The sequence below is a fragment of the Nonomuraea sp. NPDC049400 genome (assembly GCF_044466425.1).
In the GTDB taxonomy this organism is placed as follows: Bacteria; Actinomycetota; Actinomycetes; order Streptosporangiales; family Streptosporangiaceae; genus Nonomuraea.
The window spans coordinates 100,394-113,582 of sequence record NZ_JBITMP010000024.1 but is presented as its reverse complement, the minus strand read 5'-3'; the positions used below and the strand labels follow the sequence as shown (position 1 = coordinate 113,582).

Here is a 13,189-nt window from a genome sequence, read left to right as displayed (position 1 = left end):
CACCATAACCGGACGATCGGACAGGTCCGGCGTACGCGTGACCATGGCCGCAGGACCGCCAGGCCGGTTGGCTGTTCTCCATGAACGACATCGTGATTCTCGGTGCGACGGGCAAGACCGGCCGTCGCGTGGTGGAGCTCCTGCGCGCGGAGGGCAGGCAGATCCGGCCCGCGTCCCGTTCCAGTGAAGTGCGTTTCGACTGGTCCGACGCGGCCACGTGGGAGGGTGTGCTGACAGGGGCGAGGTCGATGTACCTGGTCGCGCCCGAGGACCCCGCACTCGTACGCGACTTCGTCAAAAGAGCCGAGGGGGTCGAACGGTTCGTGGTGCTGTCCGGGCGCGGGCTCGAGCACGTCGGCGGCGAAGCGTTCCGCGGAATGGCGGCCGCCGAGGAGGCGGTGCGCGAATCAGGCGCGGAATGGACGATTCTGCGGGCGAACAACTTCAACCAGAACTTCGACGAGTACACCTGGCGGGAGCCGCTGCTCGCGGGGCGGCTGGCGTTGCCGGCCGGAGACGTGCCGGAGCCGTTCGTCGACGTGCACGACATCGCGGCGGTCGCCGCGCGGGTGCTGACCGAGGGCGGCCACGCCGGGCGGGTCTACGAGTTGTCGGGGCCGCGCGGCCTGACGTTCGGCGAGGCCGTGTGGGTCATCGCGCAGGCCGCCGGCCGGGAGATCGAGTACGTGGAACTCACTCCCGAGGCGTACCGGGCCGAACTGCTCGCAGAAGGACTTCCCACGGAGGTGGCCGACGAGTTGGGCGCGATGTTCGCCATGATGCGTGAGGGCCATCTGGCCGAGCCCACCGACGGGGTCCAGCGGGTGCTGGGCCGCCCGCCCGTCAGCTTCGAGGACTACGCCGCCCGGGCCTGGGCCTGACGCCTGGGGAGGGCCAGGTCAGCACATGGTCCACGAGATCGACTTGGACCGCCGCACCGGCGAAGTGAGCTGGAAGGTGACCGTGTGCTTGGACCCGAGCTCGGGGGTGATCGTCTTCTTCGAGCCGAAATAGTCGCTCTTGCCGTTGTACGGAATCTTCCTGGAGCCGCTCTCGATCACCTGGCCGTCGACGAGCCACTGGTAGGAGAACGGCGCTCCCATCTCCGACGCGTCGATGCCGATGCCGAAGCCCAGCGAGCCGTGGTAACAGGTGACGCCCTCCTGGTTGATCCTCGACGCCCCGGCGACCCGTACGTAGGCGAGGCTGAACGAGGCGGTCCTGGCCTTGGTCGCGGTGGGCGACGGGCGCCTGGTGCTCGGCTTGCTCGTCGGCGTTCGGGCAGGCGTGGCGGTCGCCTTCTTCGTCGGCGTCGGCGTCGGCGTCGGGCGTACGGTGGTGCGCGCCTGCGACGGCGAGGGGGTGGGGCGCGGGCGTTTGGGGGTGATGGTTGGGGTCTGCGTCTTCCTGGGCGCGACGGTCTTCTTGTGCTTGGCGGTGGCGGAGGGGGACGGCTCACTGGAGCCGGCGGCCAGTGTCGGCGGGGCGGGATTCCGGTCCGCCGAGGCGTTCCAGACGACGACGCCGGCCGCCAGGCACAGAGCGACCGCTCCGGAGACGCCGGCGATCAGCGGGAAGCGCAGTGCCGTGCGGCGCGGCGGAAGGGCTCGGGGTTCGCCCGCCGGGGCGTGCCAGGGCCCGGGGGCGGGGGCGTGCCCGCCGAGCAGGCGCAGCAGGACGTCCTGCATCTGCGGGCGGGCGCGAGGGTCCTTGGCCAGGCACGCGTACACGACCGAGCGCAGCGGCTCCGGTAAGTCGCCAAGGAACGGCTCCTGGTTCAGGACGCGGTTGATGACCGCGGGCAGCGAGTCGCCGCCGAACGGCGGCGTGCCCGTTCCCGCGAACACCATGACGGAAGCCCAGGCGAAGACGTCCGCCGCCGGGCCGACGTGCGCGCCCGCGAGCTGCTCCGGGGCCATGTACGCGGGCGTCCCGACGACACTGCTGGTGACGGTGACCGCGGAGTCGGCGACGCGCGCGATGCCGAAGTCGATGACGCGCGGCCCGTCCCGCCCGAGCAGCACGTTGGCGGGCTTGAAGTCGCGGTGCACGATGCCCGCCTTGTGGATGGCGGCCAGCGCCGTGGCCGTGCTGACCGCCAGCCGCTGCAGGTCGGCGCCGTGGTGGCGGCCGGTCTGCTGCAGCGAGGGGCCTTCGACGTACTCGCTGACGATGTACGGACGCGCGTCCATCGACGCGTCGAGCACCTGGGCGATGCAGAACGGCTCGACCCGCCGGGCCGCGGCGATCTCCTTGGCGAAGTGGTTGTCGCTGCCGACGGACTGCCGCAGCACCTTGACGGCCACCGGCCGTCCGTCCGGGGCCTGGCCGAGGTAGACGACACCCTGGCCGCCCTCACCGAGCCGCCCGACGATCCGGTAGGCCGCGATCGTCTGGGGATCTCCTGGGCGTAGGGGTTCGGCGTTCGGCATGAGTGGAGTTACTCCTGTGACGGCCGGCACGGACCTTCCGCACCTTAACGGGATAAATCCGGATCTGGCAGCCATTTGCTCATCGGGACATCATGGCGCAGCCACAACGGCGGGCCGGCTCCTTATTCCGATGGCAGGAGGAAACGCCAGGTCATGGCGAAGACGCGGCCCTGGCTGTCGCGATAGAGCGGCCACGCTCCCAGCCCCTTGTGCCGTGCGACGGACCGGATCACCGCTCTCGCCTGGCCGCCCGTCAGGTTTCTGACCAGGACGTCCCCCTCCGCCTTCGCCGGTTCGGGGATCTGGGACGGCCAGGTCATTTTCGCCTTCTCGCCGCGCCGCTGCTCGGCCACCAGCCGTACCCGGTCGGCTCTGTAGCCGGTTCCTTCACGTCTCACCCGGTCGGCGAGGGTCGTCAGGGTCTCCTGCGCGTGGTACAGGGAGTCGGGGTAGCGCTTCCCGCCGCCGTATCCCTCATGGAGGGCGTACGCGCTGATCGTGCGCAGGGTGCGGCCGCCGGTCCAGACGCCAAGGGTCGCCGTGGTGGCGTCGTAGATCCTGGAGCCGCTCGGGGTGGGGGACGGAGGCTGGCTGACCAGGTCTTTCCTGAGCGAGCGGACGAGGGCGGTGACATCGGCGGGCGTCAGCCGCAGCCGGCGGTCGGCGTCGGCGACCGCCAGGCCATCCCCGTACACGATGATCTCGGCCGGTTCGATCGCCTTGAACCCGGGCCGGATGTAGCCTCCCCCATCCTGCAGCAACGCGACCACCTGCCGGCTGCCCGGCCTCTCGTCGAGCGGGGCGACCTTGGCCGGGGCGGCCTTGGTCGGGACCACCTTGGCTGGGGCGGCCTCGGTTGGGACGGCCTTGGCCGGGGTGACCCCGGTTGGGGCGACCTCGGGTGGGGCGAACTCGGAAGAGGAGGAGCAGCCGGTGGCTGACATCATCGAAACGGCTGTCACCAGAATCGTGCAGAACGCGCGCATATTCCGGAAACGGGAAAGATCCCTCGCCGGTTCAGCCGGCCACCCGGCAGGCGCCGCACTCAGCCGTCGGCGGTGAGCCCCTCGGCGATCTTGCTCAGCTCACGGTCGACGGCCTTGTCATCGGCGAATTTCTTGGCGTACGTGGGGCTGAACATGATCTCGGCCCGCCGCTGCTCGCCCATGTTCAGGATGAGCGTGGGGGTGCCCTTCATGCCGTCCTCGCCGACCCCTTCGACGACCAGATAGCCGGTCCGGTCGCCGATGCTCACCTCTTCGCCTTCCCCCTCGTCGCGGTGCAGCTGCACGCGGTCGTCGACCTCCTTGACGGTCTGGCCCTCGTACACGTAGATCTGGACGCAGTAGAAGCCGTTCTTGTCCCCGTCGTAGTTCCACGAGGTCGTGTAGCTGTCGCCGAAGTCCAACGACCAGTGGGACCACTGCAGGCCCTCGGGCAGGTAACCCACCTTGATGTGCTTGAACGCCCTGCCGTCGCCCAGGTCCCCGAGGCTCGGGGGTTCGGACGGCACGGGTGGGGTGTCGTCGATGGCGGGCGGGTCCGGGGTCGGGGAGACGGTGGGCGTCTGCATGGAGCCGCCCGGGGCCACCGTCAGATAGAGGGGGGCGGCCGCGACGACGGTCAGCGACGTGGCCAGCGCCGCGATCCTGCCCCGCATCCTCTTGCGCCGCGAGGACCGGATGACCCGCTCCACGAGGTCGGGCGCGGCGTGCAGTCGCGCGGTCTCGTCCGCCATGATCTGGCGGAGCTGTTCCTCAAGCGTGGGCATTGCCGATCACTCCTTCCACGGATGCCTCGCCGAGTGCCGTACGCAGCTTGGCCATCGCCTTCGACGCCTGACTCTTCACCGTGCCGACCGTGCAGCCGAGCACCTCCGCGGTCTGCGTCTCGCTGAGGTCCTCCCAGTACCGCAGGACGACCACCGCGCGCTGCCGGGCAGGCAGGTCGCGCAGCGCGTCCATGAGCACGTGGCGCAGGTCGACGTCGGTCGAGCGCGCCGGCGTCTCCGGCGGCATGCGCATCGGGATGATGCGCAGGATGGCCCGGCGGCGGGCCCGGCTGATGGCGGTGTTGACGATGACGCGGCGCACATAGGGCTCGGGGTTGTCGTGCCGCACCCTGTCCCAGTTCCTGTAGGTACGCTCCAGCGCCGTCTGCAGCAGATCCTCTGCCTCCGCCTCGTCTCCGCAGGCGAGGTAGCTGACCCGCAGCAAAGTCGTGGCCCGCGCGGCCACGAACGCGCCGAAGTCGTGGTCTGTGCCGCTCACGGCTGTCTGTCCCGTTTCACGCCTCCTAATACGCCTCGGCCGCTCCAACAGTTGCCCGAGTGTCGCAGGCAACCTCGCTAGGTGCTCAGGCGTATTGGGGGACGTCACTTCGTACGTCTGGAGGAAGCACATGAAGCTCGCGACCGCACCGGTCCGGCCGCTGATCGCCATCGGGACCGGCCTGGCCGCCGTGGTCACCGCTGCGCTGCTGGGCCTCCCGAGCCTCGTCAAGGCGCCGGAGACGCGGCTCACGGCCGCCGCGTCGGCTCCGCCGGAAGGCACGTACTGGCATACGAGGGTGCTGACGCAGCGCACCCATCCCCGCCAGTTCGGCAGCGGCGCGAATCGCTACTGGGTGGTGGAACAGGACCTCACCGAGAAATGGACCATGCCCGACGGCAGTTCCTGGTTCGGAGTCCGGCCGCTGGGGGCGTACCCGAAGAGCGCGGCGGACCGGAAGGCGTGGCGCCGCGACGGCTCACCCGCCAAGTGGACCCGCACGGCCGACGGCCAGTACGTGAAGAAACTGTCCACCGAACCAGACAAGGGCCACCTCTACCCCGTACGGGCCCGGAACACGTTCTCCCTGGCTGGGCAGCACCTGAGGTACGACGAGGTCCAGCGACTGCCCGCGGACCCGAACGGATTGAAGTCCTGGTTCGCGGAGGCGGCGCGAGTCCTACGGGTCAAGGAGAACGGCGTGGACAGGTACGTCACTGGAGCGCTGATGGAGCTGTTCCATCAGCTTCCCGCGCCGAAGGAGGTCCGCACCGCGGCCTACCAGGCCTTGCTGACGATGCCCGGCGTCCGCGCCCAGGGCAGGGCAAAGGACAACGTGGGCAGGACCGGCGCGGCCGTCCTGATCGACTACCCGGAGATCGTTCAGAGTGGCAACACGATCAAGACCAAGACCGACCTGATCATCGACACCGACACGATGCTCCTTCTGTCCCGAACGTGGACGACCCACCTCAACGGCAAGCTGTTCATCAACAAGATCAGCACAGAAACCGTGCTCCAGGCCGGCTGGACCAACGCCGAACCGGCCGTACCCGCCCTGCCGTAACGGCACCCCGCTCGGCGGGCGGCGTGTGCGCCGGAGCTCGGTATGGTGCCCACGTGGCGCTACGCGACACCGGCTTCGAGCCGACCTTCGCCCTCGACCCGAGTCTGTGGGTGGCATTGGAGCAGGCGCTGAATGTCGTCGAGCGCGACGTCCGCAGCGCGGGAATCACCGGAACCCTTCGGTTGGTCATCCCTGACCGGGACGGCAGCGGTCTGGCCTGGGTGGAGTTCCGGGGCGGTTACCAGGGCAACGGCCTCCGGCCCGTCGAGGGAGGCGATGCTCAGGGGGCGCTCGTGAGCGTCGCGGATGCCCCCAGGAAGTGATCGTGGAGATGCTGTGGGAGGTTTGGCCCGTCTGCTCTGCCCATGATCGAGGAACGCCGTTGGCGGCGGTCCCAGATCCGGCCGGTGGCCCAGGCATACTCCCAAGCCTGGATGTACGGCGGCTCGACGCCGAGGCCGGTCAGGACGGCGCAGACCTGCTCGCGGTGGTGGTTGGCGTGGTTGAGGGCCTGAGCCACGAAGATGCCGGCGCGGACCTCGCGGGTGCCGTCGTCCACGATGACCACGCGTTCCACGTCGAGCGGCTTGGCCAGCAGCTCTTCCCAGAGCTGCTCGGCCTCCGATGCCCAGACCAGGAGTTTCTGCAGGTCGAAGTGCTCGTCGCTGTCGACCCAGGCGAGCTCGGTCTCGGCCAGGCGCCGTACGTAGCTTCCGTCCGCCTCGATGATGTGGTGAAGAGTGGACAGGATGCCGCCGAAGGTGCCGACGCCACGCACTTCGAGTTGTTCTGCTGAGAGATTTTGATCCAGGCAGAACTCCACGAGCCGCTTCGTTGCCCAGTTGTTGTGGCGGATCGCGTCGAGCAGGACCTCGTTCATGATCTCCCCCTCGGGGCCGGCGCTAGTCACGATGGTGCGGGGCTCCGCCTGGGTGGGCAACGCATTTTCGGTAGAGGGGGACCGGAACGGTTGCGGAGCCGCGACAGCGCGAGCCGGTCCCGCTGATATCCGGTTCTCCGCCCTTTCAGTCCTCGCCGTGATAGGCGCGCAGCTCTCGGCGGGCCTGATGGCGGCTGTGGTGGCGATCTCGTCCGGCAGCGTGCTCGGTCCCAGCGATGTGATCACCTCCGGCTTCGCACACGATATCGGGGACCGAAAGCGACGTTGCCGCTCAGAGAACGACCGACGTGGCTGAACGCACCACGCCGTGAGCGACTCCTTGACCGGCCCGTGTCGGCCTGGCGGGTTACGCCACGATCGGGAAGCGGCGATCCAGGCCGGAGATGCACGTGGACGAGGCGGTGCTGAGCGGTGTGCGCAGAGAAACGAATGTCAGCGTCATTGGTCGTTGACCGTCCAGGCCCTCTGAAGAGCAGCCGCCCTGCTTCGACCGCCCGGCGCAGCGCCGCCTCCCTTGGCGTCCTTTCCGCTCAGGGAAAACACCCGCACCCAGCGACGGCACGGATCTCTGTCACGGTGAACGCATCAACGATGTGCCGGTTCTCGATGAGGAAGCCGACCAGTCCCGCTACTGCCTCCGTGCCCGTGGCGGCCCGCGCCTGTCCGCTGAGGAGGTAGACCAGGGGTGTGGACGGCTGGTCGAGCGCGAAGCGACGGCCGTGGCGGCGTACGTCCTTCAAGACCCTGATCGGCATCGGCCGCTCCGACGTGAACCACACCGCGATCTCCCACAGCGGCAACATCGGGTCAGCCTCGGCCGAGGCGTGGTAGCAGGCGACACAACCGTTGCCGGCGTGCAATCCGTGTGGGCAGGTCCATCGGGCGACATCCGCGGCGAGTTGGGGGCGCGCGCTCAACTTCGCTTCCCGCACGCAACGACGTACTCGCCGTACCGGCTGCTCGGGCGGGGGAATGGAACCGGAAGCGATGATCGAGATCCTTTCGCTCAGACGGCATGTACGAACGGCACGGCAGTTTTCCGCCACGGGTCAGCGTGGGTTCGAGGAACACCACCCGGGCCGGTTGGAGAGCGATGGGTGAGGACTGATGAACGGCGGTTCGGCATCGGGTGTACCGCCTGTCTCCGGCAAACAAGGCCGGTTGTGTCCGGGGCGCAGCCGACGCGGCTGTCGGCATGCCAAATACCCCAGGGAATCCACCATACGCCGCTCGGCCCTCCGGGCCCGTCACACACGCTCGGACGCGCAGGCCAGGGCTGGACGCCGCCGCCGTCCTGCGCTGTGAAGAGAGTCGAAAGCCCTGCTCGGGGGCCAGTGGCCGCGGTGCCGTGATTTTGGAAGCCGTTTCGGCGGTCGCGATCGCTCGGTGCCGGACGATTCTGAAATCAAGACGGAATTTTACTCCCAAAATTGGATGATTTCCGAATCTGTAGATAAGCTGAAATCACCGAGGACATTTTCGAGCGTTGGCATTACAGGTCGGCGTCGCCCCCGGCGATAGACCTTACCCGGGCCTTTTGAAGGCGCCCAGACAGGCCAACGATCATGACATCCATACTGCTTCATCACCCACCGCTGAGCGCCGCTGCCGGCGCACTCCCCGCGATCGATTCCCCGGTTCGGCTCTGGTTGGATCCCGCCCTGAGCCGACAGGGGACCAAGGGTGGAACGTGGTGGCCGTACTCCCGCAACGCCGGCGCCGAGCTGCCCGGCCTCATCGCCGCGGTCGACCAGCGGCTGGGCCGGATCACGCGGCGCGTCGGCTTGCACGCCGATGCCTGGGACGACATTCCGCACCTTGTCCCCGCCCGTGGCCGGCAGGTCCGAGTGGACTGCTTGCGCGGGGCCGATCCTGATCTGATCGCCCTGACCTTCGCAGGGGACCAGCCTGTCCTGCTCCTGGTCATTCCGTCCCGCGCCGGATCCGACCCGGCTGCCAGCACGCCGCAGGTCGACGAACTGGCCGAGTGGGAGAACGAGGGCGGCCACCTCCCGCGCCAGGACCCAGAAGGCTCGCCCCGCCGGCAGGCGACCGGCCAAGCCGATCGGCAGCCACCCGCCTCTTCTCCTCGATCGGAGCCTCCCAAGACCGTCATCGACTCCTTCCCGCTCGGCAGGGCCGTTCCGTCTGAACCGACCACCATTCGCCTGTCCGGCGAACTCGACATCTTCACCAGTCCGACGTTGCGCTCGCGCCTGCTGGACGTCCTCAAGTCCAGCACCAGCCTGCTCATCCTCGACCTGTCCGCAGTGTCCTTCTGTGATGCCTCCGGCCTGGCCGTCATGGTCGGCATCCAGCGCCGCGCCCGATCCATGGGCATCAGCCTGGCCCTCGCCGCACCCCGCCCGTCCATGACCAGGCTGCTGCACATCACCGGCTTGGACCGCAGCCTGCCGATCCAGAAAGGATCCCTAGCCTGCGGCTTTCACGGCGAATTTGAGTCAGCTTGATCGTTCGCATAAGAAAAGTGCCCTTGAGCTGGGATGATCGGACTTGTCTAAGGCCCCGTTCACGCCAGATCAGAAGGCACTTTCCGAGTGAACTCTACCGCTCCCCACCGCAAGATCACCGCGTCCGCCGACGGCCGCGGGCTGGTATCTCACGCCGGTGCTCTGCTGCTGTTGCAGACGCTGCGCGTCACCGGGCTCAACAACGCCCTGTCGCAGCGGCTGGAGCGATGGCGGCCCGCCCGCGCGATCCACCACCCCGCAAAGATCATCACTGATCTGGCTCTCACCCTGGCACTCGGCGGAGATTGCCTGGCCGACATCGCGATGCTGCGCACCCAGCCCGAGGTGTTCGGCCCGGTCGCCTCCGACCCCACGGTCTCGCGCCTGATCGACCGGCTCGCCGCCGACCCGGTCCGCGCGCTGAAGGCGATCGGCGCCGCGCGAGCCACCGCCCGCCAACGCGCCTGGCACCTGGCCGGACCCCACGCCCCCGGAGCCGACGGCCAGCCGGTCATCGTGGACCTCGACGCCACCATCGTGCTCTCCCACTCCGACAAGCAGCATGCCGCGCCGACCTGGAAGAAAAGCTATGGCTTCCACCCGATGACCGCCTTCGCCGACCACGGCCCGCTCGGCGGCGGGGAACCTCTGGCGGTGATGCTGCGGGCGGGCAACGCCGGGTCCAACACCGCCGCCGACCATATCGAGACCACCCGGCTCGCCCTGGCCCAGCTCCCCAAGCACCTGCGGCGCAACGTGCTCATCCGCACCGACTCCGGAGGCGGCACCCGCGAGTTCCTGTCCTGGCTCACTCGCCCAGGACGATGGCTGAAGTACTCCATCGGCTTCACCATCACCGACGACATCGCCGCCGCCATCCTCAAACTCCCCGCCACGGCCTGGACACCCGCCTATGATGCTGAACGCCGAGTACGGCCCGGCGCGTGGGTCGCCGAGCTCACCGGCCTGCTGGAGCTGACCGGCTGGCCGAAGGGGATGCGGGTCATCGTCCGCAAAGAACGCCCGCACCCCGGCGCCCAACTGCGCTTCACCGACATCGACGGGCACCGCTTCACCTGTTTTGTCACCGGCACCCCAGGCGGCCAGCTCGCTGATCTGGAACTGCGCCACCGCCGCCGCGCCCGCGCTGAAGACCGCATCCGCGCCGCCAAGGACACCGGCCTGCGCAACCTGCCCCTGCACGACTTCACCCAAAACCAGATCTGGCTGGAGATCGTCGCCCTGGCCTGCGAACTGGTCAGCTGGATGCAGATGCTCGCCATGCACGGCACCGACGCCCGCCGCTACGAGCCGAAACGGCTGCGCCTGCGCCTGTTCGCCGTCGCCGGCCGATTGGTACGCGGGGGCCGCAGGATCCGCGTGCGGATCCCAGCGCACTGGCCCTGGGCCAGGCAGATCATCACCGCCCTGACCCGGCTGCACGCTCTGCCGGCACCGACCTGACCATCACCAACCCGTCCCCACGACCGGAAAGGAACCCCGCGGGCCTGTGGAACCCCGCCCACCCGGCGCGACAGCCGGGCAATCCCGCTGACCGCAGCGAGGAAATCGACCTTCAGCCGGACCTCTTAGCCGACCAGATCAAGATCGAGAAAGATCGAGGCTAGCACGGCCGGCGATCAACGCGGAAGGTCTTGGCGCGGTAGGTCGGAACGCATGCTAGACTGTAGGCAGTTGCAGTTGTGGTACCCATAAGAGACTTTGTGCGCGCCTGACAGATTGTAATCTTCAGGCGCGTTTTGTTTTGCCGGTCATTTCCGGATGGGCTCATTGCGGCAACGCGGGATTCGCGAGGTGCGAATTCCGTACGTTGTGCACGTATCCGAAGGAGATCGACATGGCAACCGGAACCGTGAAGTGGTTCAACTCCGAAAAGGGCTTCGGCTTCATCGCGCAGGACGGCGGCGGCGCCGATGTCTTCGCGCACTACTCCAACATCGTCGCCAACGGCGGCTACCGCGAGCTGACCGAAGGACAGAAGGTGGCCTTCGACGTCGTCCAGGGTCAGAAGGGCCCGCAGGCGGAGAACATCGTCGCCGCCTGACCTGACGGGTGTCCCGGGTCCGGTCCGCACAGGTGTGGACCGGACCCGTTCCGTCGCAATTCCCGTCGCCGATCTGCGCTTTTCGCGCGCGACCGGCGGTGTTTCGCCGCCCAGCGCATTCATTCGGGCAAAAGACAAGCGGGTTGATCGCGCGCGCGTCCGGGCGAAAGCGCATCAGTCGCGGGAAGCGAAAGTATTTTTGGGCAACCGTCGATTTATTCGCCGGTAGAGCGCATACTGACTGCAATGAGGCCTAATCACGCCGCGGCCCGGCGACGCCCGCCAGGAAGTCCCTTCAAGTTTCCCGAGCCCCCTCCACCGGCCCCCGTCGAGCAGTTCGCCGTGGAAGACCAGGTGAGCCACGACAAATACGGCCTCGGCCGGGTCGTCGCACTGGAGGAGGATGTCGCCGTTCTCGTCGATTTCGGTGCGGAGACACGTCGTATCACCGCGCCGTACGCCAAACTCGTCAAGCTGTGACGAGGGCAGACCTCTTCCAGCCGGCGGCCGGCAGCGCTATGCCGACTCACCACGATCGCCGCACGCCCCTACGCGGAGCGCCGCGACCCGTAAGGCGGGTTGGGGAGCGTATGGTGGATTTACCTGGGACATTTCGCATGTCGGCATTCGCGTCGGCGTCGCCTCAGGCTCAGCCGGTCCTTGATGCCGGAGACAGGCGGCACGCAGATGCCGAACCATCATTCACCGGTCATACCCATCCCTCTTCAATCGGCCCGAGTGTTCCTGGAGCCGACGCTGACGCGAGACGGAACGCTTGACGGGGCCTGGTGGCCGTGCTCCACCGACCTCCACCGTGAACTACCCGGCCTCATCCGCATCCTGCATGACCGGCTCGGCCCCGTACTCCGGGTCCGGCTCGATGTGGCCGCATGGGACGACGTCCCGGCCCATCTGCTCATCGACGGCCGGTTCCTGCGCATCAGCGGCCTGCCGGCGGCGCCCAACACGATCAGGGTGATCCGCGGAAACCAGGACGGTTTCCTGCTCCTGGTGGTCCCGCCGGACACCACCGCCCCCGTCGCCGCCGCCGCGATGAGAACCGCCGCACGCACAGGAAACACATTGTCCGCGGACGAGATCCTCGCCCGCTGCCACGGGCCTGCCCGCGGGCGCATGCAGGGCACGAGAATCCACCGCTACCGGGCCTCCGACCGAGCAGCCGTGCTCGCGCTCATCGACGCCGACCGCCTGCCCGGCCAGCCTGCGTGCACGCCCGACATGCTCGACCAGGCAGTAACGGAAACGTCTCACCGCGATCCCGCCCCTTGGGCCGATTTCGAAAATCCCAGAACCGACGTGCTGGTTGATCCGGATGACCGTGTCATAGGTGTGGTATCCCATGTGGTGCATCGCAGCAACAGCGCCCCGGGCAGATCCTGTGGTTGCACGGACGGGAGAACCTGGACGTGATCGATGCGCTCGTCTCCCACGCCCTCCGCGAACTCCGTGGCAGACAGATCACCCACGCCTTCACTGCTGCACGCGGCCTCGGGCTCGCTGCCCTGCCGACCAGCCGCCGGCCCGTCACCAAGAAAGTACTCGAGCACGCCGGGTTCTCCGGACGGAACTCCTGGCGATACCTGCGCCGCACCACACCACCTGAACTCGACGCCAGAGCGGCATGCCCGCTGGTCGAGGTGGTCTGCAGCAAGGCTCCGCCAGGATGGTGGCTAAAGGCCCGAGACGACGAAAGCACCGCCGAACTCGTCGTCCAAGAGCCGATGGGCGGCCTCGGCACCCTGTGGTGGTTCGGCGCGGACGCCCGCCACGCCGACCGGAGGCTGGAACGGGCTCTGCTCCAGGAGGCCGACGGCATCCTGCGCGACCGTGGAGCGTCGGAGACGATCCTGTACGCGGCCGGTGACCCGGCACCTGACTGGGGACTGTTCAAGGCCGCCGGCTTCACCGAAATCGACCAGCTCACCTCCTACATCCGGCACGGCTGATCCGTTGTGCCCGAACC

At 68.2% G+C, this 13,189-nt stretch carries 15 protein-coding genes; 9 read left to right on the top strand and 6 right to left on the bottom strand.

Going from position 1 to position 13,189, the window contains the following annotated elements:
• The first annotated feature begins 80 nt into the window (after positions 1-80).
• Entirely contained in the window at positions 81-881 is an 801-nt protein-coding gene (locus ACIBVN_RS33045) for an NAD(P)H-binding protein (RefSeq protein ID WP_397143138.1), read from the top strand.
• 18 nt (positions 882-899) lie between these two features.
• Here the strand turns inward: ACIBVN_RS33045 and ACIBVN_RS33040 are convergent, their stop codons facing one another.
• From ACIBVN_RS33040 to ACIBVN_RS33025, 4 genes are all read right to left on the bottom strand, one after another.
• A complete protein-coding gene (locus ACIBVN_RS33040) occupies positions 900-2,432 on the bottom strand; it encodes a serine/threonine protein kinase (protein ID WP_397143136.1) in 1,533 nt (510 codons plus the stop codon).
• Positions 2,433-2,554: 122 nt separating this feature from the next.
• On the bottom strand, positions 2,555-3,379 hold the full coding sequence (locus ACIBVN_RS33035) for a hypothetical protein (protein ID WP_397143134.1): 825 nt from the start codon (positions 3,377-3,379) through the stop codon (positions 2,555-2,557).
• A 98-nt stretch (positions 3,380-3,477) separates the two neighbouring features.
• Positions 3,478-4,203, bottom strand: coding sequence for a hypothetical protein (locus ACIBVN_RS33030; protein ID WP_397143132.1), 726 nt, complete (start codon positions 4,201-4,203; stop codon positions 3,478-3,480).
• The gene (locus ACIBVN_RS33025; RefSeq protein ID WP_349447254.1) at positions 4,190-4,702 is read right to left on the bottom strand and encodes a SigE family RNA polymerase sigma factor; all 513 of its coding nucleotides are present in this window, start codon (positions 4,700-4,702) and stop codon (positions 4,190-4,192) included. The genes ACIBVN_RS33030 and ACIBVN_RS33025 overlap by 14 nt, the downstream gene beginning before the upstream one ends.
• Before the next feature lie 130 nt (positions 4,703-4,832).
• Here ACIBVN_RS33025 and ACIBVN_RS33020 point away from each other — a divergent pair, with 130 nt between their 5' ends.
• On the top strand, positions 4,833-5,768 hold the full coding sequence (locus ACIBVN_RS33020) for a hypothetical protein (RefSeq protein WP_397143130.1): 936 nt from the start codon (positions 4,833-4,835) through the stop codon (positions 5,766-5,768).
• Between the two features lie 53 nt (positions 5,769-5,821).
• Positions 5,822-6,091 carry a hypothetical protein gene (locus tag ACIBVN_RS33015; RefSeq protein WP_397143128.1) on the top strand — a complete coding sequence of 90 codons (270 nt, stop codon included), beginning with the start codon at positions 5,822-5,824 and terminating at the stop codon, positions 6,089-6,091.
• On the opposite strand, the gene ACIBVN_RS33010 is transcribed toward ACIBVN_RS33015, so the two are convergent.
• Positions 6,049-6,678: a DinB family protein gene (locus ACIBVN_RS33010; protein WP_397143126.1), complete on the bottom strand. Its 630-nt coding sequence runs from the start codon at positions 6,676-6,678 to the stop codon at positions 6,049-6,051. The two genes, ACIBVN_RS33015 and ACIBVN_RS33010, sit on opposite strands and share 43 nt — an antisense overlap.
• A gap of 521 nt (positions 6,679-7,199) precedes the next feature.
• The gene (locus ACIBVN_RS33005; protein ID WP_397143125.1) at positions 7,200-7,586 is read right to left on the bottom strand and encodes a hypothetical protein; all 387 of its coding nucleotides are present in this window, start codon (positions 7,584-7,586) and stop codon (positions 7,200-7,202) included.
• Between the two features lie 648 nt (positions 7,587-8,234).
• Here ACIBVN_RS33005 and ACIBVN_RS33000 point away from each other — a divergent pair.
• The 6 genes from ACIBVN_RS33000 (at position 8,235) to ACIBVN_RS32975 (ending at position 13,172) form a co-directional block, all read left to right on the top strand.
• A complete protein-coding gene (locus tag ACIBVN_RS33000; RefSeq protein ID WP_397143123.1) occupies positions 8,235-9,140 on the top strand; it encodes an STAS domain-containing protein in 906 nt (301 codons plus the stop codon).
• Between the two features lie 87 nt (positions 9,141-9,227).
• Positions 9,228-10,604 carry an IS1380 family transposase gene (locus ACIBVN_RS32995; protein WP_397143121.1) on the top strand — a complete coding sequence of 459 codons (1,377 nt, stop codon included), beginning with the start codon at positions 9,228-9,230 and terminating at the stop codon, positions 10,602-10,604.
• Between the two features lie 394 nt (positions 10,605-10,998).
• On the top strand, positions 10,999-11,205 hold the full coding sequence (locus tag ACIBVN_RS32990; protein WP_397143120.1) for a cold-shock protein: 207 nt from the start codon (positions 10,999-11,001) through the stop codon (positions 11,203-11,205).
• A 342-nt stretch (positions 11,206-11,547) separates the two neighbouring features.
• Entirely contained in the window at positions 11,548-11,685 is a 138-nt protein-coding gene (locus ACIBVN_RS32985) for a hypothetical protein (protein WP_397143118.1), read from the top strand.
• A gap of 258 nt (positions 11,686-11,943) precedes the next feature.
• Complete coding sequence (locus tag ACIBVN_RS32980; RefSeq protein WP_397143116.1) at positions 11,944-12,636, top strand: DUF5994 family protein; 693 nt, start codon at positions 11,944-11,946, stop codon at positions 12,634-12,636.
• Positions 12,633-13,172 (top strand): hypothetical protein, encoded by a 540-nt coding sequence (locus ACIBVN_RS32975; protein ID WP_397143115.1) that lies wholly within the window; start codon positions 12,633-12,635, stop codon positions 13,170-13,172. Before ACIBVN_RS32980 ends, ACIBVN_RS32975 begins: the two co-directional genes overlap by 4 nt.
• Positions 13,173-13,189: the final 17 nt, after the last annotated feature.

Bases quoted from the DNA above. Each gene is read 5' to 3' on its own strand.
- ACIBVN_RS32990 (WP_397143120.1), top strand. From the start codon at position 10,999: ATGGCAACCGGAACCGTGAAGTGGTTCAACTCCGAAAAGGGCTTCGGC.
- ACIBVN_RS33045 (WP_397143138.1), top strand. From the start codon at position 81: ATGAACGACATCGTGATTCTCGGTGCGACGGGCAAGACCGGCCGTCGC.
- ACIBVN_RS33000 (WP_397143123.1), top strand. From the start codon at position 8,235: ATGACATCCATACTGCTTCATCACCCACCGCTGAGCGCCGCTGCCGGC.
- ACIBVN_RS33020 (WP_397143130.1), top strand. From the start codon at position 4,833: ATGAAGCTCGCGACCGCACCGGTCCGGCCGCTGATCGCCATCGGGACC.
- ACIBVN_RS33040 (WP_397143136.1), bottom strand. From the start codon at position 2,432: ATGCCGAACGCCGAACCCCTACGCCCAGGAGATCCCCAGACGATCGCG.
- ACIBVN_RS33030 (WP_397143132.1), bottom strand. From the start codon at position 4,203: ATGCCCACGCTTGAGGAACAGCTCCGCCAGATCATGGCGGACGAGACC.
- ACIBVN_RS33035 (WP_397143134.1), bottom strand. From the start codon at position 3,379: ATGATGTCAGCCACCGGCTGCTCCTCCTCTTCCGAGTTCGCCCCACCC.